This is a genomic window from Bradyrhizobium sp. GW821-FHT12B03 (assembly GCF_058807535.1).
The window spans coordinates 1-21,268 of the sequence record NZ_JBXAQU010000020.1 but is presented as its reverse complement, the minus strand read 5'-3'; the positions used below and the strand labels follow the sequence as shown (position 1 = coordinate 21,268).

Sequence of the window (21,268 nt, the reverse complement as noted above, 5' to 3'; positions counted from 1 at the left end):
TCGGGAGCCTCGAAGGATGAACGGCCCGGCCGATGGCCGTCGCCCTTCGGGGCTCGCCGAAGAGGCGAGCACCTCAGGGTGATGGAGAACGGTTAGGGGATCAACTCACCCGGAACGTCACTCCGCCCAGCAGGAACTCGTTGCCCGCCACCGCGTGCCCCTTCGCCCTCGCCGCATGCAGCACGGCAGCAACATCGGCGACCCGGAACTCCAGCGCGCTCATGATCTCGCTCGCTCCCTTGACGAACCGGAAGCTCGCGTTGGGCAGCTTCAGTTCGGCCTCGTCACTCGGCGCAACACCGATGATCTTCCCCCAATGCTCCGCAAGCCCTCGCGGATCCGGGCCCTGCATCTCCACCGCCGTCAGCGCCTGCGTCACATCCTTGCGGATGAACTCTTGCCAGTCCGGTCCCGCCGGCGGATACGGCCCCAGAATGTCGTCGCTGCCGTCGGTGTGGTTGAACTCGATGAAGGCGGCGCGGCAGTCGCGCGGATGGAGCTGCACACCGTGATAGGGCGCGTGGTCGATCACGTTCGCGGTGCGCACGCCCATCGCATTGGCGTTACGGCCGCGCTCGTCCGGATCGTTGCAGCAGAAGATCGCCATATAGCCGCCACGGCCGCCGGTCTTCTCGATGAAGCGGCCGGCGGTGGTGCCGCCCTTGAACGGTGCGACCACCTCCAGCAGGATCGTATCGACCGGGAGCAGCGCATTCTCCAGGCCGTATTTCGCGACATTGCCGTCGCGGTAGCAGACGGCGAGGCCCATGATCTCCGCGATATCGGAGATGACGGGCGAGAGCTGCGGCGCGACCAGGCAGATCTGGCGCAGGCGCATGTAGGGCGCCATGGTCATGCGCCCTTGAAGGTCGGCTTGCGCTTCTCGACGAAGGCCTTTGCGGCCTCCTTGTGGTCCTCGGTGTCGCCACAGCGGGTGTGATGGATCGCCTCGCCGTCGAAGCAATCCTCCAGCGCAAGATGCTCGGCATTGTTGATGTTGCGCTTGATGAAGCCGAGCGCGATCGAGGGACCCTGCGCCAGCGACAGCGCGAGCTCGTGGGCGGCGGTGTCGATCTCGGCGTCGGGCACGACCCTGGTCACCATGCCGATGGCATGCGCCTCCTTCGCCGTGAGCACCGGTGAGGTCAGATAGAGCTCGCGTGCGCGCGCGCTGCCGAGCAGCTGGGTGAGGAAATAGGTGCCGCCGTAATCGCCGGAGAAGCCGACCTTGGCAAAGGCGGTGGTGATCTTGCAGGATTCGGAGGCGACGCGCAGGTCGCAGGACAGCGCCATCGAGAGGCCGGCGCCGGCCGCGGCGCCGTCGAGCTGCGCCACCACGGGTTTCGGCATCTGGTGCAGGATGCGCGAGACCTCCATGCCGCGGCGCAAATTCGCAAGCTTCTGCTCGAACGGCAGCGGCGCGCGGCCCTCCGCCATCGACTTGACGTCGCCGCCGACACAGAAGGAGCCGCCCGCGCCCTTGAACAGCACCGCGCGCACCTCCGGATCGTCAGCCGCGCGCCGCGCCGCCTCGACCAGCCCCCGCACCATGTCCGGGTTGAGCGCGTTCTTCCGCTCCGGGCGGTTCATCGTGATGGTGAGCAGCCCGCCTTCGAGCTTTTGCAGGACCATGTCGTTCATGGGAGGTCTCCCTTGTTGTTGTTCGGCCAAACTCTCACGACGCCGTCATTGCGAGCGAAGCGAAGCAATCCAGAAATGTTTCCGCGGATGCGGTCTGGGTTGCTTCGTCGCCAGCGCAAAATTGCTTTGCAATTTTGTCGCGGGCTCCTCGCAATGACGTCGTGACTTACGTCACGCCGTCACTTCTTCACCAACGGACAGCGCGACTGCTCCAGTGACTGGAACGCTTCGCTGCCGGGGACGGTGGCTAGCAGCTTGTAGTCGTCCCAGCGGCCCTTGGACTCCGACGGCTTCTTCACCTCGAACAGGTACATGTCGTGGATCATGCGGCCGTCCTCGCGGATCTTGCCGTTCTTGGCGAAGAAATCGTTGATCGGCGTCTCCTTCATCAGCTTGATGACCGCGGCTGAATCCGTCGTGCCCGCCGCCTTCACGGCTTTCAGGTAATGCGTCACGGACGAATAGACGCCGGCCTGCGCCGAGGTCGGCGGCCGCTTCATGCGCTCGGTGAAGCGCTTGGAGAATGCGCGTGTGTCATCGTTGAGGTCCCAGTAGAAGGCTTCCGCCAGCAGCAGGCCCTGCGCCGTCTCCAGCCCGATCGAGTCGATGTCGGTGACGAAAGCGAGCAGCGGCGAGACCTTCTGGCCGCCCTTCATGATCCCGAACTCGGCCGCCTGCTTGATGGCGTTGACGGTGTCGCCGCCGGCGTTGGCAAGGCCGATCACCTTGGCCTTGGAAGCCTGGGCCTGGAGCAGGAAGGACGAGAAATCCGACGTGTTGAGCGGATGGCGCACGCTGCCGAGCACCTTGCCGCCGGTCTTGGTGACGACGGCGCTGGTGTCCTTCTCCAGGTCCTGGCCGAAGGCATAGTCGGCGGTGAGGAAGAACCAGGTGTCGAGGCCCGATTTCACCGCCGCAAGACCGGTCACATTGGCCTGGCCGTAGGTGTCGAACACGTAGTGCACGGTGTAGGGACCGCAGGCCTCGTTGGTGAGACGGATCGAGCCGGGGCCGTTGAACATGATGATCTTGTTGCGCGCCTTTGCGATCTCGCCGGCCGCAAGCGCCGTCGCGGAGGCCGCGACGTCGTAGATCATCTCGACGCCTTGGTTGTCGAGCATGTCGCGGGCGATATTGCCAGAGAGGTCGGCCTTGTTTTGATGGTCGGCCGCCAGCACCTGGATCTTGCGTCCCAGCACCTCGCCGCCGAAGTCTTCGACGGCCATCTTGGCTGCGGTCTCGCTGCCGGGACCGGTGATGTCGGCATAGAGGCTCGACATGTCGAGGATGCCACCGATCTTCAGCGGTGGCTTGTCCTCGGCCTGCACGGCGCTCGCACTCAGGGCCAACGCGGCGGCAAAAATGCCCGGCAAAATTCTCTTCATCGAAAAAGACCTCCCTTATCGCGCCGTGCTCTGATGGCGGCTTGGTTATTGCTCTTGGCAGTCGCTATTGCCACAATCATGCCGCATGCACGAGGGGGCAGCAAGCGCGAGGCGCGATACGCGTCTTGCAATGGCAGCGTGTTTTCCGCAAAACGGAATGGTGGAATGACGCAAAATGTTTCCGCGTCATTGCGTGGGGCAACAGCGAAGCTCCACACTCTCTGCCGCAGGGTGGGCAAAGGCGCGCTCTTCGCGCCGTGCCCACGGCCCTCGCGATTGGCAATGACGTGGGCACGCTTCCGCCTTCGCTCTTCGAGCTACGGCGGACAAGTCGCTTTGCCCACCCTGCGAGGCCCTTTCGTGGTTGGCGTCGTTTGAGTTAAGATCGAGGCGCAACGCAACCTCTCCGGGCAACGTGACGCGACTGCTTCACCTCATCGCCGCAATCCTCTTCGTAGCAGACCACACCGCGTTCGCGGCACCGTGCCAGTTCGAGTCGCAGGGCGATGGCCGCGTCGCCGCGATCGTCGATGCCCGCAGCGTCCGCCTGGATGACGGCCGCGAGATCCGCCTCACCGGAATCGAACCGACCGCGACGACGAAGCAGGCGCTGGGCTCGCTGCTCGTCGGCCGCGACGTCACGCTGCGGAGCGCTGACGACACGCCCGACCGCTATGGGCGCCAGGGCGGGCTGCTCTTCATCGGCGAGAGCGACACCCCGGTGCAGGCGATGTTGCTGGCCCAGGGCGAGGCCATCGTCTCCGCCGAGATCGCCGACAAGGACTGTGCGGCGGCCCTGATGTCGTCGGAGGCCGAGGCGCGGCGCCAAAAAAAGGGCAATTGGGCTGACCCGTCGGCCATAAAAAACGCGGAAAGTCCGGACGATATTTTGGCGGGGATCGGGCGCTTTATGGTGGTCGAGGGCAAAGTCCTGTCGGTCCGGCAAGCTGGGGCAATGACCTACCTCAACTTCGGACGGAACTGGACACGCGGCTTTGCCGTGACTATTTCAAGGCGCGCGTTACCGGCGTTCGAAAACGCCGGGATGGCCCTTAAGTCCCTGGAAAATCGGCGTATTCGAGTTCGGGGCTGGGTCGAGGGGAATACGGGGCCGCGTATCGATGTGCTCAGGGTGGGGCAGATCGAGCTGGTGAGTGCAAACGAGCCGACAGGGGTAAGGCCTTAAACGGGCCGGGCACGGGTCAAGCGACGTGAATGGGGTGCTAGAACAGCACAGGAAGGGTGAAGGCCGCCGCCTCCGGGCTGCGCCGGCCGCGCTATGCCTCGTGCTGGGCACGGCTCTCGCCGGCTGCGGCGACATGAACCGGTTCCAGACCGCAGCGGTGCCGGCGACTGTCGCGATGCCCAAGCCGAAGCCGGCCGTCGCGCAGACCCCCGCCACCGAAAAGGAGCACGAGCGCATCCTGGCGAGCTATGGCGGCACCTATGACGACCCCAGGCTCGAATCGCTGGTCACCAAGACCGTTGACCGGCTCGTCGCGGCCTCCGACCGGCCCGACCAGGGCTACCGGGTCACGATTCTCAATTCCGGCGCCGTGAACGCCTTTGCGCTGCCGAACGGCCAGCTCTATGTGACGCGCGGCCTGCTTGCGCTCGCCAGCGACACGTCGGAATTGTCCTCCGTGCTCAGCCACGAGATGGCGCATGTGCTGTCCAAGCACGCCGCGATGCGCGAGGACCAGGCGCGCCAGGCCGCGATCGTCACCCGCGTCGTCACCGACATGAGCAACGACCCCGATCTCACCGCGCTCGCGCTCGCCAAGACCAAGCTCACCATGGCGAGCTTTTCGCGCAACCAGGAATTCGAGGCCGACGGCATCGGCGTCGGCATCTCCGCCAAGGCGCATTTCGACCCTTATGGTGCCGCACGGTTTCTTTCTGCGATGGAGCGCAATGCCGAGCTGAAGGCCGGCAAGACTTCGCTCGATCCGCGCGCGCAGGACTTCACCTCGTCGCATCCGGCAACGCCCGAGCGTGTGCAGAACGCGCAGACCATCGCCCGGCAATACGTCGCTCCGGAAGGCGGCGAGCGCGACCGCGAGACCTATCTCGCCGCGATCGACAATCTCGTCTATGGCGAAGACCCGAGCGAAGGTTTCGTCCGCGGCCGCCGATTCCTGCATCCGAAACTCGGCTTCACCTTCCAGGCGCCGGACAATTTCACCCTCGACAACACCGCGCAGGCGGTGATCGGCGTGCGCGACGGCGGCTCGCAGGCGATGCGCTTCGACGTGGTGCGGGTGCCGGCCGAGCAGTCGCTCGGCGATTACCTGAATTCGGGCTGGATGGAGGGCGTCGAGAAGGCGTCCACGGAAGACCTCACCATCAACGGTTTCCCGGCGGCATCCGCCACCGCCAAGGGCGACCAGTGGCAGTTCAAGGTCTATGCGCTGCGTTTCGGCAGCGACGTCTACCGCTTCATCTTCGCGGCACGGCAGAAGTCGACCGAGAGCGACCGCAACGCGCGCGAGACCGTCAATTCATTCCGCCGCCTGACCCTCGACGAGATCCAGGCCGCGCGCCCGCTGCGCATCAAGGTCATCACCGTGCAGCCCGGCGACACCGTGGAATCGCTCTCCCACCGCATGGCCGGGGTCGATCATCCCGCCGAGCGCTTCCGCGTGCTCAACGGCCTCGATCGCAACGCGCAGGTGAAGGTGCGGGACCGCGTGAAGATCGTGGCGGATTGAGGCGCGCTAGCTCTTCAAATTCCATCGTCGTCCCGGCGAAGGCCGGGACCCATAACCACACGCAGTGCTTTGGCGAAGACTCGTGGTTGCCAGCTCGACCCATAACCCCGCCCTGGGGTTATGGGTCCCGGCCTTCGCCGGGACGACATCTCATTTGTGGCTGCAGATGAGCCCTAACTAACCGCCCGCGTCCATATCGCCGGCTTCGCGCTGGCCGCTGAGCCAGAGCGCGAGCAGCGTCCAGAACGCGCCCGAGAGCAGATAGGCACCCGAGGCGATGACGCCGAGATTGGTCGCAAGCAGCAGCGCGACCAGCGGAGCGAAACCGGCACCGAACAGCCAGGCCATGTCCGAGGTCAGCGCCGAAGCCGTGTAGCGGTACGCCTGCCGGAAGTTCGAGGCGATCGCGCCCGAGGACTGGCCGAACGAGAGACCGAGCAGGATGAAGCCGATCACCATGTAGATGGTCTCGCCGAACGCGCCGGCGTCGAGCAGTTGCGGCGCGAAACCGCTGTAGATCGCGATCGCGATCGCCGATCCCATCAAGAGCGACTTGCGGCCGACCCGGTCGGCGATGATGCCGGAGGCCACGATCGCGGCGACACCGAATACGGCGGCAACGATCTCGATGATCAGGAATCGCACCGGGCTTTCGCGGGTGAACAGGAACACCCAGGACAGCGGAAACACCGTGACCATGTGGAACAGCGCAAAGCTCGCCAGCGGCGCGAACGCACCGAGCATGATGTTCTGGCCTTCGCGCGCGACCGTCTCGGAGATGCGCGCGGGCTGCAATTCGCGGGTCTCGAACAGCGTGGCATATTCCTCGGTCGTCACCATGCGCAGGCGCGCGAACAGCGCCACGACGTTGATGGCGAAGGCGACGAAGAACGGATAGCGCCAGCCCCAGTCGAAGAAATCATCGGCGGAGAGGTTACCGGCGAAATAGGCGAACAGCGCGCTCGCCACGATCAGCCCGAGCGGCGCCCCGAGCTGCGGCACCATCGCGTACCAGCCGCGCTGGGAGGGCGGCGCATTCAGCGCCAGCAGCGAAGCCATGCCGTCCCAGGCTCCGCCCCAGGCCAGACCCTGCGCGATACGCGCCAGCGCCAGCAGCCAGATCGCCGCAACACCGATGTCGTGATAGCCGGGCAGGAAGGCGAGCGCCACGGTGGCGGTGCCGAGCAGGAACAGCGCCGAGACCAGCTTGGCCGTTTTGCCGTACTCGCGGTCGACCGTCATGAAAATGACGGTGCCGATCGGCCGCGCGATGAAGGCCAGCGCGAAGATCATGAAGGAATAAAGGGTGCCGGTCAGCTCGCTCGTGAACGGGAACACCAGGCGCGGGAACACGATCACCGAGGCGATCGCGTAGACGAAGAAGTCGAAGAATTCCGAGGTGCGGCCGATGATGACGCCGATGGCGATCTCGCCGGGACTGGCCTGGTCGTGGCCGTGCTCGCCCGAGTGGAGGTCTGCCATTGCGGGGGTCTGTGCCGTCGCCATTCGTGCGCCCTTAACGTCCTGAAAACCAAAGCCGACCGCCCGGCGGGGCGCCAGGCAATCCGGGCCTGTCTGACCCAACATTCCGCACTGCAACATTGGACAAATTGTCCAATGTCCGGATTGCTGCGCCGCAGCTACCCGTTGGCCCCGCAAAGGAAACTCATTCTCAAAGGCTCGGCCCGTGTCCCGTCTCAAGATCCTGGCGCTGCTACCCCTGGCAGTTGCGCTCAGTGGCTGCAACTACGTCGTGCTGGCGCCAGCCGGCGATATCGCTACCCAGCAGCGCGACCTCGTCATCATCTCCACCGTGCTGATGCTCCTGATCGTCGTCCCCGTGATGGCGCTGACGGTGCTGTTCGCCTGGCGTTACCGCCAGTCCAACACCACGGCCCGCTACGAGCCGGAATGGGATCACTCGACCAAGCTCGAGCTGGTGATCTGGTCGGCGCCGCTGCTGATCATCATCTGCCTGGGCGCGCTGACCTGGATGGGCACGCATCTGCTCGACCCCTATCGCACCCTCGGCCGCATCCATGCCGACCGCGCCGTGGACCAGTCCAAGGCCCCGCTCGAGGTCGACGTCGTCGCGCTCGACTGGAAGTGGCTCTTCATCTATCCGGACTACGGCATCGCCACCGTCAACGACCTCGCCGCTCCCGTCGATCGTCCGATCAACTTCCGTATCACGGCGTCCTCGGTGATGAACTCGTTCTACATCCCCGCGCTGGCCGGTCAGATCTACGCGATGCCGGGCATGGAGACGAAGCTCCACGCGGTGGTGAACCACGCCGGCACCTTCAAGGGTTTTTCGGCGAACTATAGCGGCGCCGGCTTCTCCGGCATGCACTTCAACTTCCAGGGCCTCGACGACAAGGGCTTCGACGCCTGGATCGCCAGCGCCAAATCAGCCGGCGGCTCGCTCGGCCGCGCCGAATATCTCCAGCTCGAAAAGCCCAGCGAAAACGAGCCGGTGCGGCGCTACGGCACCGTCGATTCCGATCTCTACCGCCTGATCCTCAACATGTGCGTCGAGACCGGCAAGATGTGCCAGAGCGAGATGATGGCGATCGACGCCAAGGGCGGCCGCGGCCATGAGGGCCTGAACAACACGCTGCCGCTGGCCTACGACAAATACGCCCGCCGCGGCAGCCCGCTCGGGCCCGAGCCGACCTTCGTCGCCGGCATCTGCACGCCGGATGCGCCGCAAGGCGCCGCGACCACCGCGTCGATCAAGGCTCCCACCGACACCGCGCCGCTCATCGGCGCCGGCCTGAAGCGGCCGACCTTCACGCCGCTGAAGTCCTCGTCCTTCTTCCTCGGACAACGTCCGAAGTCAGACTCCTAAAGAGATCCAGCAATGTCTCCTGATCTTCTCAAGCTCATCTTCGGCCGGCTCGGCATCGAATCGCTGCCGCTGCATGAGCCGATCCTCGTCGGCACCTTCGTGATGGTCGCACTCGGCGGCGCCACGCTGCTCGCCGGCCTCACCTATTTCCGCCTTTGGGGCTATCTGTGGCGTGAATGGTTCACCACGGTGGACCACAAGCGCATCGGCATCATGTACATGATCCTCGGCATCGTGATGCTGCTGCGCGGCTTCGCAGACGCCCTCATGATGCGCGCGCAGCAGGCGCTCGCGTTCAGCGGCTCCGAAGGCTTCCTCCCCGCTCATCACTACGACCAGGTCTTCACCGCCCACGGCGTGATCATGATCTTCTTCGTGGCGATGCCGTTTGTCACCGGCCTGATGAACTATGTCGTGCCGCTCCAGATCGGCGCGCGCGACGTGTCGTTCCCGTTCCTGAATAATTTCAGCTTCTGGATGACGGTCGGCGGCGCGGTGCTGGTGATGGCTTCGCTGTTCATCGGCGAATTCGCCCGCACCGGCTGGCTGGCTTATCCGCCGCTATCAAACATCGGCTACAGTCCAGACGTCGGCGTCGACTATTACATATGGGCGCTTCAGGTCGCAGGCGTCGGAACGACGCTGTCCGGCATCAACCTGATCTGTACCATCGTCAAGCTGCGGTGCCCCGGCATGACCATGATGCGGATGCCGGTGTTCACCTGGACCTCGCTCTGCACCAACATCCTGATCGTCGCCTCCTTCCCCGTTCTGACCGTCGTACTCGCGCTGCTCTCGCTCGATCGTTACGTCGGCACCAACTTCTTCACGAACGATTTCGGCGGCAGCCCGATGATGTACGTGAACCTGATCTGGATCTGGGGCCATCCCGAGGTCTACATCCTGGTTCTCCCCGCCTTCGGCGTCTTCTCGGAAGTGACCTCGACCTTCTCCGGCAAGCGGCTGTTCGGCTACACCTCGATGGTCTACGCCACGGTGGTCATCACCATCCTGTCGTACCTGGTCTGGCTGCACCACTTCTTCACGATGGGGTCGGGCGCCAGCGTCAACTCGTTCTTCGGCATCACCACGATGATCATCTCGATCCCGACGGGCGCGAAGATGTTCAACTGGCTGTTCACGATGTATCGCGGCCGTATCCGCTTCGAGCTGCCGATGATGTGGACGATCGCCTTCATGCTGACCTTCGTGATCGGCGGCATGACCGGCGTGCTGCTCGCGGTACCGCCGGCCGACTTCGTGCTGCACAACAGCCTGTTCCTGATCGCACACTTCCACAACGTGATCATCGGCGGCGTGGTGTTCGGCGCGTTCGCCGGCATCAACTACTGGTTCCCGAAGGCGTTCGGCTTCAAGCTCGATCCGTTCTGGGGCAAGATGTCGTTCTGGTTTTGGGTCACCGGCTTCTACCTCGCTTTCATGCCGCTCTATGTGCTCGGCCTGATGGGCGTGACCCGCCGCCTGCGCGTGTTCGACGATCCGAGCTTGCAGATCTGGTTCGTCATCGCCGCGATCGGCGCCGTCTTCGTCTTCATTGGCATCCTCAGCATGCTGATGCAGTTCGCGGTCTCTTTCCTCAAGCGCGAGCAGCTCAAGGACGTCACCGGCGACCCCTGGGATGCGCGCACGCTGGAATGGGCGACCTCCTCGCCGCCGCCGGACTACAACTTCGCGTTCACCCCCGTCGTTCACGACAATGACGCGTGGTGGGACATGAAGAAGCGCGGCTACCAGCGTCCGCTCACCGGGTTCAAGCCGATCCACATGCCCTCCAGCACCGGCACCGGCATCATCCTCGCCGGCTTCGCCACCGCGATGGGTTTCGGCCTGATCTGGTACATCTGGTGGCTGGCGGCTGCGAGCTTCATCGCGATGCTCGCCGTCGGGATCGGTCACACCTTCAACTATCACCGCGACTTCGACATTCCGGCTGACGACGTCATCCGGACAGAGGACGCGCGCACCAAACTGCTCGCCGGAGCCAAGTAAATGACTGTCGCTGTCAATCCCTCGCAAACCGGCGAGCCGGTCTTCTACGTCGCCGACGAGCATCCGCATCCGGAAGGCTACAGCACCTCGCTGGGCTTCTGGATCTACCTGATGAGCGACTGTCTCATCTTCGCGATGCTGTTCGCCGCGTTCGGCGTGCTCGGCGCCAATTACGCCGCCGGGCCCGCGCCGAAGGACCTGTTCGACCTCGACCTCGTCGCGGTGAACACCTCGATGCTGCTGCTGTCCTCGATCACCTATGGCTTTGCCATGCTGACGATGCAGCAGAACAAGGTCGCCCAGACGCAGATGTGGCTGGCTATCACCGGCCTGTTCGGTCTCGCCTTCATCGGCATCGAGCTCACCGAGTTCGCCCACATGATCCACGAAGGCGCCACCCCACAGCGCAGCGCCTTCCTGTCCGCCTTCTTCACCCTGGTCGGTACCCACGGCCTGCACGTCAGTTGCGGCCTGATCTGGCTGGTGACCCTGATGGTGCAGGTCTGGAAGTTCGGCCTGATCGAGGCCAATCGCCGCCGCCTGATGTGCCTGTCGATGTTCTGGCACTTCCTCGACGTGGTCTGGATCGGCGTCTTCACCTTCGTCTATCTCCTGGGAGTTCTGCGATGAACACCGATACCCACGCAGCTGGCGCGCACGACCATCATCACGACGACGGCCACGCCCACAGCACGTTCTCGGGCTACATGCTCGGCTTCGTGCTCTCGGTCGTGCTGACCGCGATCCCGTTCTGGCTGGTGATGAGCGGCACGCTGCCGAGCAAGCAGATCACCGCACTGGTCATCATGGCCTTCGCGGTCGTGCAGATCGTCGTGCACATGGTCTACTTCCTGCACATGAACGCCAAGTCCGAGAATGGCTGGACCATGATGGCGCTGATCTTCACCATCGTCATGGTGGTGATCGCGCTGTCCGGTTCGCTGTGGGTGATGAACCACCTCAACAGCAACATGATGCCGATCCACCAGATGAGCGGAATGAAGTGAGCGAGGCTCTGGCGTGAGCGAGACCCGGACCGTGACAGGCAAGACAGGCGAGGCGCGCCACAAGGCTGCGCGCCCGCCCTTGTGGCTCACGGCCCTCTCGCTCGCGGCCTTTGCCGTTCTGATCGCGCTCGGCGTCTGGCAGATCGAACGCCGCGCCTGGAAGCTGGCGTTGATCGACCGCGTCGAGCAGCGCGTCCATGCCCCGGCCCAGCCGATCCCCTCGCCCGCGTCGTGGCCCGCCATCTCCGCCGCAAACGACGAATACAGGCACGTCACCGTCACCGGCCGCTTCCTGCATGACCGTGAGACGCTGGTTCAGGCCGTCACCGAGGAAGGCCCCGGCTATTGGGTGCTGACGCCGCTTAAACGCGACGACGGCACGCTGATCCTGGTCAACCGCGGCTTCGTGCCGTCCGAGCGGCGCAACGCATCGACGCGCCGAAACGGCAATCCCGACGGCGAGGTCGCGATCACCGGCCTCTTGCGCATCACGGAGCCGAAAGGCGGCTTCCTCCGGAACAACGTTCCCCAGCACAACCGCTGGTACTCGCGGGATGTCGCCGCGATCGCAGCGGCCCAAGGCCTCCGGAACGTCGCGCCCTTTTTCGTCGATGCCGACGCCGGATCACAAACCGCCCAAGGCCCGACCGAAGGCCCGATCGGCGGATTGACCGTGATCCGCTTTCCCAATAACCACCTGATCTACGCGCTGACGTGGTTTGCCCTGGCTTTCATGCTGGCCGGCAGGCTTTTCGTCACATTCGGCGGCGGGCTGTTCCGCCGCAAGCGCTTCGTCCACGAACCGGTCGGCAGCTCCGATGCTCCCGCCCGCAGGACGGGATCAGATGCTGGAACGATCGTCGAACAAGCCTGACGGCGGAAGAACGACTCCCCAAGGGCTTACCAAAGGGCTTGGCGAGCTCGCCGTCACACTGCAATCGCAGGCGGACGCGCGCAGCGAGCTGATCGGCGCGGCGCCGACCGACGACGAGACCAACCGCAAGAACATGGCGCTGCTGATCCAGCTGCGCTGGACCGCGGTGGTCGGCCAGATCGTCACCATCGGTGGCGTGCATTTCTGGCTGGGCATCCCCCTGCCGCTGGAGCGGATGGGTGCGGTGATCGGCGCGCTGGTCCTGCTCAACGTCTCCAGCCTGGTCTGGGTGCGCCACCGCGCCGCGATCTCCAACAACGAGCTGCTGGTCGCCTTGATGCTCGACGTCGCGGCACTGACCGCGCAGCTCTATCTCAGCGGCGGCGCGACCAATCCCTTCACCTCGCTGTTCCTGCTCCAGGTGACGCTGGGCGCGGTGCTGCTCGATTCGCGCTCGACCTGGTCGCTGGTCGCGCTGACCTGCGCCAGCTTCGTCTGGCTGACGCTGGCCTACCGGCCGCTCGACCTGCCGCCGAACCCGATCAGCGAGACCTACAGCCTCACCGTAACAGGCATGCTCCTGGGCTTCGTGCTCAATGCCGTGCTGCTGGTCGTGTTCGTGACCCGCATCAACAGGAACCTGCGCGAGCGCGACGCGCATCTGGCGGCGCTGCGCCAGCATGCGGCCGAGCAGGACCACATCGTCCGCATGGGCCTGCTGGCCTCCGGCGCCGCGCACGAGCTCGGCACCCCGCTGGCCTCGCTCTCGGTGATCCTCAGCGACTGGCGCCGCATGCCCGAGCTCGCCGCCGATCAGGAGCTCGCCGAGGATCTTTCGGAGATGGAGACCTCGCTGCAACGCTGCAAGTCGATCGTGACAGGAATCCTGGTGTCGGCGGGCGAAGCGCGCGGCGAAGGCTCTTCGCCGACCACGGTGACGGCCTTCGTCACCGCGCTGGTCGAGGAGTGGCGCAACGCCCGTTCGGCGCGCACGCTCTATTTCGTCAACACGTTCGGCGAGGACGTCGCGATCGTCTCCGACGTGGCGCTGAAGCAGGTGATCTTCAACGTGCTCGACAACGCCTATGAGGTCTCGCGCGATTGGGTCGAGCTCCTGGCCGAGCGCGAGGGCGATAATCTCGTTCTGTCGATCTCTGACCGCGGCCCCGGCTTTGCGCCGGAGATGCTGGCGCAGCTCGGAAAACCCTATCACTCGAGCAAGGGCCGCGCCGGCGGCGGGCTCGGCCTCTTCCTGGTTGTCAACGTCGTGCGCAAGCTGGGCGGCAGCGTGACCGCCGAGAACCACAGGAAGCGCGGCGCCACCGTCCGCCTGACGCTACCGCTCGCAACGCTCGCGATCGGAGGCAGCTTTGACGCCTGACCGTTCGCTCATCGTCGTCGAGGACGACGAAGGCTTTGCGCGCACGCTGAAGCGCTCCTTCGAGCGCCGCGGCTACGAGGTCGTGCTGGCCGCCTCGATCGAGGAGGTGCGGAAAGTGCTGGAGGAGCGATCCTTCGGCCATGCCGTGGTCGACCTCAAGCTCGGCGGCGCCTCTGGGCTCACCTGCGTCGAGCTGCTGCACACGCATGATCCGGAGATGCTGATCGTGGTGCTGACCGGCTTTGCCAGCATCTCCACCGCCGTCGAGGCGATCAAGCTGGGGGCCTGCCACTATCTCGCAAAGCCCTCGAACACCGACGACATCGAGGCCGCCTTCAACAAGGCCGAAGGCAATGCCGAAGTCGCGCTCGATGCGCGGCCGACCTCGATCAAGACGCTGGAATGGGAACGCATCCACCAGACCCTGATCGAGACCGACTTCAACATCTCGGAAGCGGCACGGCGGCTGGGGATGCACCGGCGCACGTTGGCGAGGAAGCTCGAGAAGCGGCCGGTGAAGTAGGAGGAGCGGATCGCGATCCCTCCTCTCTTCCTCGTGGCGCCTATTGGCCGAACCGAGCGATGATTTCGGCTAGCGCGGGATGGCCCGTGCAGAATCCCGCTCCCCGACTGACCTCCCCGTTCTCCAGAGCAGTTGCGTAGACCACGGCGGGGTCAGCTTCGAGGCGTTCCCGCAAGGCCGCCAGCTTCGGCCAGCGGCGCCGCTCCGCGACTGCGTGGAAGTCAAGCCAGCGTGCCACGCCTGTCAGCAGCGCGTCAGCCAGTGTCGGCCTGTCGCCGAGCAGGAAGGGCGTCGCTTCGATCAGTCCTTCGAGCTTGTCGTGGCGCTCGATCACCTTCACCGTACCAAAGTCCCGCAGAGCCGACTTCATGGCGGGCGTCATTGCTTCCCCTTCCATTGCGGCCCAGAGCGGCGCGAAGGCTGCCGTAAAGCCGGTATTCACGAACGCCATGAGCCGATGCATGCGATCGGCTTGCGGCGATACCGGATCGAAGCTGATGCGCCGTTCGAAGTCCCTGGATTCGAGCCAACCGGTGATCGCCATCGTTTCCGTCAGCACTGCGCCTTGTTCCGTGATGAACGCGGGCGTCTCGTGTCGTGGATTGATCTTCGCATATGACGGGTCTCGCATCTCGCCCATCATATCGACGCGACACAGTCGATATGGCCTGCCCAGCCATTCGAGAGCCGCAACGAGTCCCATGGAGCTTCCCATCGGGAAGCCGTAGATTAGGATCGGGTCCATGATTCATTCTCCGTGATTTCTGATGATCACGCTGCGCAGCGTTGCTGCGGACCCTAGTCAGTCGCCGCACCAAGTAAATTACGAACTTTTTTGTAACCTGGAGTGTCCGATGAAAGATCTCGTCTCGAGATGCCCTATCGAGGAAGTGATGCAGATTCTGAGCGGTCGCTGGCCGACGCTTCTGATCTACTATTTGAAGCAGGGCACCAAGCGCTTCAGCGACCTGCGCCGGGACAATCCGACCATCTCGCACCGAATGCTCGCCCTCGAACTTCGCAAGCTGGAGGACGCCGGCGTCGTGACCCGCACCGAGTTCGACGGATATCCGCTGCGGGTCGAGTACGACCTGACCTCCGCAGGTCACAGGCTCGTGCCGTTGATCGACGCATTGGGCGATTGGTGGTCGGCGGTTGCAGCCGGAGCCGATGACGAAGGCCGCAAGACCCGGATTGGCTCGTCACGAAGCGCGTGACACATCGCCGACGAGCACAGCCATTCGTCCAAACAAAAAGCCCGGCCTTACGGCCGGGCTTTTGATCTGTTGCAATCGATGCGAGGGGCGCTTACGCGGCCTCGTCGGCGACGGTGGTGTCGTCGCCATCGGTATCGTCGGTATCGCCCTCGGCATCCGCCTCGCCCTCGGCGGCTTCCGCCTTGGCGTTGCGGCGCGGGCTCTTGGCGAGCTGGGCCTCGATTTCCTTGACCGCTTCGGTCTCGGTCGAGTGCTGCACCACCGCGATCTCGCGGGACAGACGGTCGAGCGCCGCTTCATAGAGCTGGCGTTCGCTGTACGACTGCTCGGGCTGCGACTCCGAGCGATAGAGATCGCGCACGACTTCCGCGATCGCGACGATGTCGCCCGAATTGATCTTCGCTTCGTACTCCTGGGCGCGGCGCGACCACATGGTGCGCTTGACGCGGGCGCGGCCCTTGAGGGTCTCCAGCGCCTTCTTGACCAGCGCGGGCTCGGACAGCTTGCGCATGCCGACATTGGCGACCTTGGCGGTCGGCACGCGGAGCGTCATCTTATCCTTGATGAAGTTGATGACGAACAGCTCGAGCTTCGCGCCGGCGATCTCCTGCTCCTCGATGGCCAGGATCTGGCCAACGCCGTGAGCGGGATAGACGACGAATTCGTTGGCCTTAAAGCCCTGGCGCTGGGTCACGACCTTCTTTTCCTCGACCTTCGGCGCAGCAGCCGCCGGCTTCACGGCCGGCTTGGCAGCGACAGGAGCCTTGGCAGGAGCAGCAGCAACAGGGGCCTTCGGCGCAGCGGGCTTGGCAGCGGGAGCCTTGGCAGCAGCAGGCTTCGAAACGGTCGCTTTCGCGGCCGGCTTGGCAGTCTTGTGAGGCATTGCGCTTCTTTTGTTCTTCGAGGACTTTGCAGCCGGCGCCTTTGTCGCGGTCCGACCCTTGGATGCGCTACGGCTGGCCGCGGCGACTTTTTTGGCCTCCTTATGGGAAGCCCTCGCTGAAGTACTCTTTTTACGCGTTTTCTGTGACACAGCCTGCGCGCGGAAACTGCCACGCCCCTGTTCGACATTTGGTTTCACGGGAACCCGGCGGGGCCAACTGGGCTGACGAGGGTTCGGCTTAATGTGCCCAATATAGCACATTTCCCGCAAAAATCAATGATTTAGGGGTCTTGAGGGCTGGTTTTCAGCGGTAACGAAGGTATTAGGGTTAAGTTTAGGCCCGGATTAGTCTCCGGAGCCGGGGTTCGGAGAAAAATATTTCTCGAACTTGCCTTCCTGGCCGTCGAATTCCTTGGCGTCGGCGGGTGATTCTTTCTTCTGGGTGATGTTCGGCCAGCTCTTGGCGTAGTCGGCATTGACCGAGAGCCATTTTTCCAGGCCCGGTTCCGTGTCCGGCTTGATGGCGTCGGCGGGGCATTCCGGCTCGCACACGCCGCAGTCGATGCACTCGTCCGGGTGGATGACGAGCATGTTGTCGCCCTCGTAGAAACAATCGACCGGGCAGACCTCGACGCAGTCGGTGTACTTGCACTTGATGCAGTTTTCAGTGACGACGTAAGTCATCCAACGCTCCGAAAAGCTCTTTTAAAAGTCGCGGCTTGCGTAGCGCGGATGGCCCGGCGCTGCAAGGTCGGGAACGGCCGATCATGACGGCTTTGCGCGTTTGACCGGCCAAGAAATGAATTTAAAGCGCAATTAATTGCGCTTTCCTTCGCCGAGCTCCTCGTAGAGCACGCGGGCCGAGGCGGCATCGCCGCGGCGCTCGCTGAAGGCAACGACTTTCAGGACACGCACGGTGCGATCGAGCGCGACGGTCAAGACGTCGCCGACCTTGATCGCGTGGCCCGGCGATGTCTCGCGTGCGCCGTTGACGCGCACGTGGCCTGTTACAACGAGCTCGGCCGCGGAGGTGCGCGCCTTCACCACCCGCGCGTGCCACAGCCATTTGTCGATGCGCTGCCGCTCGGTCGTGGGCTACTCCATCTGACGCGTTTTCTTCACGCGAACCGCTCCACACGTCGCTTGAAAACGCTATTCCTTGCGCCCCGCGAGCTGCTCCTTCAGTGCAGCGAGCTTTGCGAAGGGCGAATTGGGGTCGACCGGACGATCGCGCTCGCGCGGGTTCGCGCTCGAGGCGTAGGGACGCAGCGACGGCCCGCCCTGACGATCGCGGCCCTTGTCGCGGTCGCGGCCGCGATTGTCGCGGCCCTTGTCGCGATCGCCGCCGAACTTGCCCTTGTTGCGATCGCGATCCTTGTCGCGATCCTTGCCCTGATCCCGACCCTGGAAGCTGCGGTTCTTGTCGTCGCGGCGCTCACCGCCCTCGCCACCTTCACGCGGCTTGCGGAAATCCTTCGCCCCGTCCCTGCGATGGCCGCCATGGCGATGACGCTCACCGCGCTTCTCGCCGTCGGCTGACTGCGCGGCCTCGCCTTCCGCAGGCGCAGCGCCGGCCTCGGCACCGGCTTGCGGGCGCTGGTTGTGGTGACGCTGGTGGCGATGACGCTCGTGGCGCGGCTTGCGATCCTCGTGGCGGCCGCCGGGACGCCAGACCTCGACGAGCTCCGGCTCGGCGGGGACGGCCGCGGCCTCGACTGGCGCGGCGGCATCGGGCGATGCAGCCGCCTCGACCGCGGCGGCTTCGGCAGGCGCGGCCTCAAGGCCGGCAGCCTCCGCAGGAGTAGCTGCTTCCTCCGTCGGCGGCGCGATGCCGGGAGCATCTTCGGGCGTGACGGGAGCCTCGGCCGATGCTTCGAGCGCCGGCTCGTCGTGCGCGGGCTCGTCGTGCTGCTCCATGCCCGGCGCGTCTTCGACGGTGACGGCGTCTGCAGCGGCTTCGATCGGCGTGTCCGCGGCGGCGGCGCCCTCGACCGGCGTTTCGGTCGCAGGCGTTTCGGTCGCAGGCGGCTCGGCGGGAGCCTCTGCGCCGGAGGATGCTTCAGCAGCGACCGCCACAGGCTTCGGCGGCAGCGGCGCACGCTTCTCCATGCGATAGCCGAGCGCACGCAGCACCGAGGCGAAATCCTCGCCCGCCGAACCCGTGAGCGAGGTCATCGCCTGCGTCACGACGAAGCCGCGGCCGTCGAACGCACCGGCGGGCTTTTCGCCGGGCGCGTTCTCGCGCCAGGCCAGCGCCGGACGGATCAGATCGGCAAGGCGCTCCAGGATGTCGACGCGCACGGCCCGCTCGCCGGCCTGCTTGTAGCCGAGCACGCGATAGGCATCGCGCGGCAGAGCCTTGTCGACCGGGAACGAGGTGCGGCCCGAAGAGGCCAGATGCTGCGCGCCCGAGAGCGAGGACAGATCGACATTGTCCTGCTTCAGCGCCCACAGCAGCGCGGCGATCGCGCGCGCGGCGGGCTTGAGCAGGCCGGGGAAATAGAGGTGATAGGCGCCGAAGCGGACGCCGTATTTGCGCAAGGTGGCGCGCGAGGGCTGGTCGAGATCCTTCAGCTCGTTGGCGATCTTGGGACGCTCCAGCACGCCGAGCGCCTCGACCAGCTGATAGGCGATGCCGCGGGCAATGCCGGTGACGTCCTCGGCCTTCGACAGCTCGAACATCGGCCCGAGCAGCTTTTCGATATGCGTCTTGAGCCAGAGGTCGAGGCGCGCCTGGACCTTCTCACGGGGCGCACCCGTCAGACGCTCGTCCGAGATGATGCGGATGCGCGGATGCAGCGCGTCCTCTGCGGCAGACAGTCGCGCCACAGCATCGCCGGTCCAGCGGATCGTGCCTTCCGAGGTCAGCACGAACTGCTCGTCCGGCGCATTGCCCAGTTTTTCGGCGCGCGCATTGATCTCGCCGGCGAGCACCGCTTGGGCCGCAGCCTGCAAGGCTTTCGCATCGGAGCCGGCTTCCGCCGCATCCGGTGCAAAGGTGAAGCCATCGAGACGGCCGATGACATGGCCTTCGACGATGACTTCGCCGGTCTTGCCGATTTCAGTATTCAAGCTCGTGTTCTCCCGCAGGCGGCGCATCAATACACTGGTCCGGCGATCAACGAAACGCTCAGTCAAGCGTTCATGGAGCGCATCCGATAATTTATTTTCGACCTCGCGGGCGATCCCCTGCCAGCGTTCGGGGTCTTTCAGCCAGTCCGGACGGTTGGCGACGAAGGTCCAGGTGCGAATCTGCGCGATCCGGGCCGACAGCGTGTCGATATCGCCGTCGATGCGGTCGGACTGGTCGACCTGGGCGGCAAACCAGGAGTCGGGAATGCATCCCTTCTGCATCAGGAAGCCGTACAGCGTGGTCACGAGCTCGGCATGGGCGGCCGGCGACAGTTTTCGGTAGTCCGGGACCTGGCAGGCCTCCCATAGCCGCTCCACGGCGGCCTTGCCATGTGCGGTATCGCGCACATCGGCGTCGCGGGCGGCATGGTCGAGCACGCGCATGTCCTCGGCGATCGGCGCGCGCGTCAGCGCCTCATGGCCGGGCGACTGGTTCAGTGACACCTGGAGCGCGCCGAGCGAGGAGAAATCCAGCTTCGAATTGCGCCATTGCAGCATCTTCACATGATCGAAGGTGTGGTTCTGGAGCGCGTTGACGAGCTCGGGCTCGAACGGCGCGCAGCGGCCGGTGGTGCCGAAAGTTCCGTTGCGCGTGGCCCGTCCGGCGCGGCCGGCGATCTGCGCGAATTCGGACGGCGTCAGCCTGCGGAACTGATAGCCGTCGAACTTGCGGTCGGAGGCGAACGCGACGTGATCGACGTCGAGATTGAGGCCCATGCCGACGGCGTCGGTGGCGACGAGATAATCGACGTCGCCGTTCTGGAACATCTCGACCTGCGCATTGCGCGTGCGCGGGCTGAGCGAGCCGAGCACGACAGCGGCGCCACCATGCTGGCGGCGGATCAGCTCGGCGATGGCGTAGACCTCATCGGCCGAGAACGCGACGATGGCGGTGCGGCGCGGCTGGCGCGTGATCTTGCGGTCGCCGGCGAATTCGAGCTGCGACAGCCTGGGACGCGTGATCATGGACACGCCGGGCAACAGGCGCTCGATGATCGGGCGCATCGTGGCTGCGCCCAGCAGCAGCGTCTCGTCGCGGCCGCGGCGGTTGAGGATGCGGTCGGTGAAGACGTGGCCGCGTTCGAGGTCGGAGGCGATCTGGACCTCGTCGACGGCGAGGAAGGAGACGTCGAGATCCCTCGGCATCGCCTCGACCGTGGAGACCCAGTAGCGCGGATTCTTCGGCTTGATCTTCTCCTCGCCGGTCACCAGCGCGACCGCCTCGCTGCCGACCCTGGCGGCGATCTTGTTGTAGACCTCGCGCGCGAGCAGGCGCAGCGGCAGCCCGATCAGCCCCGAGGGATGCGCGAGCATCCGCTCGATGGCGAGATGGGTCTTGCCGGTGTTGGTCGGCCCGAGCACCGCAGTGACGCCGGCGCCAGGTACGCGACCGGACAGCGCGCGCTCGGAAGCGAAGGGGGAGGAGGAAAAGGGCATCTGGGGGATTAGGTAGTGCCGATTTGGGCGAATGTCAGTGCTGTTTGGGGCGGTGGGGTGCAGGCACTCTGTCAGCCATGTCTCCGAACGCTGCGGCGGAGCCCCTTGCTCCGCTGTCATGCCCCGGCTTGACCGGGGCATCCAGGGCGGATTCAATCACTCGTCGCAACACCCTGTGTATCGCTCACTCGTAGCAATTGGTCGAGAGTTTCCGCC

General features: G+C 65.0%; 19 protein-coding genes. 10 read left to right on the top strand and 9 right to left on the bottom strand.

Annotated features, from left to right (window positions below; translation table 11 throughout):
• Positions 1 to 100: 100 nt before the first annotated feature.
• The 3 genes from AC1RUR_RS30085 to AC1RUR_RS30075 form a co-directional block, all read right to left on the bottom strand.
• Positions 101 to 850 (bottom strand): VOC family protein, encoded by a 750-nt coding sequence (locus AC1RUR_RS30085; protein ID WP_492851074.1) that lies wholly within the window; start codon positions 848 to 850, stop codon positions 101 to 103.
• Between the two features lie 2 nt (positions 851 to 852).
• Entirely contained in the window at positions 853 to 1,641 is a 789-nt protein-coding gene (locus AC1RUR_RS30080) for an enoyl-CoA hydratase (RefSeq protein ID WP_492850789.1), read from the bottom strand.
• 179 nt (positions 1,642 to 1,820) lie between these two features.
• On the bottom strand, positions 1,821 to 3,026 hold the full coding sequence (locus tag AC1RUR_RS30075) for an ABC transporter substrate-binding protein (RefSeq protein ID WP_492850787.1): 1,206 nt from the start codon (positions 3,024 to 3,026) through the stop codon (positions 1,821 to 1,823).
• A 415-nt stretch (positions 3,027 to 3,441) separates the two neighbouring features.
• Here AC1RUR_RS30075 and AC1RUR_RS30070 point away from each other — a divergent pair, with 415 nt between their 5' ends.
• Together AC1RUR_RS30070 and AC1RUR_RS30065 are read left to right on the top strand one after the other, a co-directional pair.
• Positions 3,442 to 4,212 (top strand): thermonuclease family protein, encoded by a 771-nt coding sequence (locus AC1RUR_RS30070; RefSeq protein ID WP_492850785.1) that lies wholly within the window; start codon positions 3,442 to 3,444, stop codon positions 4,210 to 4,212.
• 133 nt (positions 4,213 to 4,345) lie between these two features.
• Positions 4,346 to 5,737, top strand: a complete 1,392-nt coding sequence (locus tag AC1RUR_RS30065; protein ID WP_492851072.1) for a M48 family metalloprotease — start codon at positions 4,346 to 4,348, stop codon at positions 5,735 to 5,737.
• Between the two features lie 177 nt (positions 5,738 to 5,914).
• Here the strand turns inward: AC1RUR_RS30065 and AC1RUR_RS30060 are convergent, their stop codons facing one another.
• On the bottom strand, positions 5,915 to 7,243 hold the full coding sequence (locus AC1RUR_RS30060; protein WP_492850783.1) for an MFS transporter: 1,329 nt from the start codon (positions 7,241 to 7,243) through the stop codon (positions 5,915 to 5,917).
• 181 nt (positions 7,244 to 7,424) lie between these two features.
• Here AC1RUR_RS30060 and cyoA point away from each other — a divergent pair, with 181 nt between their 5' ends.
• The 7 genes from cyoA to AC1RUR_RS30025 are packed head-to-tail and all read left to right on the top strand — an operon-like array spanning position 7,425 to position 14,383.
• Positions 7,425 to 8,588: a ubiquinol oxidase subunit II gene (cyoA, locus tag AC1RUR_RS30055; protein WP_492850781.1), complete on the top strand. Its 1,164-nt coding sequence runs from the start codon at positions 7,425 to 7,427 to the stop codon at positions 8,586 to 8,588.
• Between the two features lie 12 nt (positions 8,589 to 8,600).
• The gene (gene cyoB / locus AC1RUR_RS30050; RefSeq protein WP_492850779.1) at positions 8,601 to 10,598 is read left to right on the top strand and encodes a cytochrome o ubiquinol oxidase subunit I; all 1,998 of its coding nucleotides are present in this window, start codon (positions 8,601 to 8,603) and stop codon (positions 10,596 to 10,598) included.
• On the top strand, positions 10,599 to 11,228 hold the full coding sequence (gene cyoC, locus AC1RUR_RS30045; RefSeq protein WP_492850777.1) for a cytochrome o ubiquinol oxidase subunit III: 630 nt from the start codon (positions 10,599 to 10,601) through the stop codon (positions 11,226 to 11,228).
• On the top strand, positions 11,225 to 11,605 hold the full coding sequence (gene cyoD / locus AC1RUR_RS30040; RefSeq protein ID WP_492850775.1) for a cytochrome o ubiquinol oxidase subunit IV: 381 nt from the start codon (positions 11,225 to 11,227) through the stop codon (positions 11,603 to 11,605). Before cyoC ends, cyoD begins: the two co-directional genes overlap by 4 nt.
• A 13-nt stretch (positions 11,606 to 11,618) precedes the next feature.
• Positions 11,619 to 12,479: an SURF1 family protein gene (locus AC1RUR_RS30035; RefSeq protein WP_492850773.1), complete on the top strand. Its 861-nt coding sequence runs from the start codon at positions 11,619 to 11,621 to the stop codon at positions 12,477 to 12,479.
• Positions 12,451 to 13,860: an ATP-binding protein gene (locus tag AC1RUR_RS30030; RefSeq protein WP_492850771.1), complete on the top strand. Its 1,410-nt coding sequence runs from the start codon at positions 12,451 to 12,453 to the stop codon at positions 13,858 to 13,860. Before AC1RUR_RS30035 ends, AC1RUR_RS30030 begins: the two co-directional genes overlap by 29 nt.
• Complete coding sequence (locus AC1RUR_RS30025) at positions 13,850 to 14,383, top strand: response regulator transcription factor (RefSeq protein ID WP_492850769.1); 534 nt, start codon at positions 13,850 to 13,852, stop codon at positions 14,381 to 14,383. Before AC1RUR_RS30030 ends, AC1RUR_RS30025 begins: the two co-directional genes overlap by 11 nt.
• A gap of 40 nt (positions 14,384 to 14,423) precedes the next feature.
• Here AC1RUR_RS30025 and AC1RUR_RS30020 read toward each other — a convergent pair whose 3' ends face one another.
• Positions 14,424 to 15,128, bottom strand: a complete 705-nt coding sequence (locus AC1RUR_RS30020; RefSeq protein ID WP_492850767.1) for a glutathione S-transferase family protein — start codon at positions 15,126 to 15,128, stop codon at positions 14,424 to 14,426.
• A gap of 109 nt (positions 15,129 to 15,237) precedes the next feature.
• On the opposite strand from AC1RUR_RS30020, the gene AC1RUR_RS30015 reads away from it, so the two are divergent.
• The gene (locus tag AC1RUR_RS30015; RefSeq protein ID WP_492851070.1) at positions 15,238 to 15,600 is read left to right on the top strand and encodes a winged helix-turn-helix transcriptional regulator; all 363 of its coding nucleotides are present in this window, start codon (positions 15,238 to 15,240) and stop codon (positions 15,598 to 15,600) included.
• 91 nt (positions 15,601 to 15,691) lie between these two features.
• Here AC1RUR_RS30015 and AC1RUR_RS30010 read toward each other — a convergent pair whose 3' ends face one another.
• From AC1RUR_RS30010 to AC1RUR_RS29995, 4 genes are all read right to left on the bottom strand, one after another.
• The gene (locus AC1RUR_RS30010; protein ID WP_492850765.1) at positions 15,692 to 16,483 is read right to left on the bottom strand and encodes a CarD family transcriptional regulator; all 792 of its coding nucleotides are present in this window, start codon (positions 16,481 to 16,483) and stop codon (positions 15,692 to 15,694) included.
• 345 nt (positions 16,484 to 16,828) lie between these two features.
• Positions 16,829 to 17,167 carry a ferredoxin FdxA gene (fdxA, locus tag AC1RUR_RS30005; protein ID WP_211376938.1) on the bottom strand — a complete coding sequence of 113 codons (339 nt, stop codon included), beginning with the start codon at positions 17,165 to 17,167 and terminating at the stop codon, positions 16,829 to 16,831.
• 132 nt (positions 17,168 to 17,299) lie between these two features.
• Entirely contained in the window at positions 17,300 to 17,557 is a 258-nt protein-coding gene (locus AC1RUR_RS30000; protein ID WP_492851068.1) for an RNA-binding S4 domain-containing protein, read from the bottom strand.
• A 78-nt stretch (positions 17,558 to 17,635) separates the two neighbouring features.
• Positions 17,636 to 21,052, bottom strand: a complete 3,417-nt coding sequence (locus tag AC1RUR_RS29995) for a helicase-related protein (RefSeq protein ID WP_492850763.1) — start codon at positions 21,050 to 21,052, stop codon at positions 17,636 to 17,638.
• Positions 21,053 to 21,268: the final 216 nt, after the last annotated feature.

Coding starts and splice junctions, on each gene's coding strand:
- AC1RUR_RS30085 (WP_492851074.1), bottom strand. CDS start 850: ATGGCGCCCTACATGCGCCTGCGCCAGATCTGCCTGGTCGCGCCGCAG.
- AC1RUR_RS30080 (WP_492850789.1), bottom strand. CDS start 1,641: ATGAACGACATGGTCCTGCAAAAGCTCGAAGGCGGGCTGCTCACCATC.
- AC1RUR_RS30075 (WP_492850787.1), bottom strand. CDS start 3,026: ATGAAGAGAATTTTGCCGGGCATTTTTGCCGCCGCGTTGGCCCTGAGT.
- AC1RUR_RS30065 (WP_492851072.1), top strand. CDS start 4,346: ATGAACCGGTTCCAGACCGCAGCGGTGCCGGCGACTGTCGCGATGCCC.
- AC1RUR_RS30060 (WP_492850783.1), bottom strand. CDS start 7,243: ATGGCGACGGCACAGACCCCCGCAATGGCAGACCTCCACTCGGGCGAG.
- cyoB (WP_492850779.1), top strand. CDS start 8,601: ATGTCTCCTGATCTTCTCAAGCTCATCTTCGGCCGGCTCGGCATCGAA.
- cyoC (WP_492850777.1), top strand. CDS start 10,599: ATGACTGTCGCTGTCAATCCCTCGCAAACCGGCGAGCCGGTCTTCTAC.
- cyoD (WP_492850775.1), top strand. CDS start 11,225: ATGAACACCGATACCCACGCAGCTGGCGCGCACGACCATCATCACGAC.
- AC1RUR_RS30030 (WP_492850771.1), top strand. CDS start 12,451: ATGCTGGAACGATCGTCGAACAAGCCTGACGGCGGAAGAACGACTCCC.
- AC1RUR_RS30020 (WP_492850767.1), bottom strand. CDS start 15,128: ATGGACCCGATCCTAATCTACGGCTTCCCGATGGGAAGCTCCATGGGA.
- AC1RUR_RS30015 (WP_492851070.1), top strand. CDS start 15,238: ATGAAAGATCTCGTCTCGAGATGCCCTATCGAGGAAGTGATGCAGATT.
- AC1RUR_RS30010 (WP_492850765.1), bottom strand. CDS start 16,483: ATGCCTCACAAGACTGCCAAGCCGGCCGCGAAAGCGACCGTTTCGAAG.
- fdxA (WP_211376938.1), bottom strand. CDS start 17,167: ATGACTTACGTCGTCACTGAAAACTGCATCAAGTGCAAGTACACCGAC.
- AC1RUR_RS29995 (WP_492850763.1), bottom strand. CDS start 21,052: ATGCCCTTTTCCTCCTCCCCCTTCGCTTCCGAGCGCGCGCTGTCCGGT.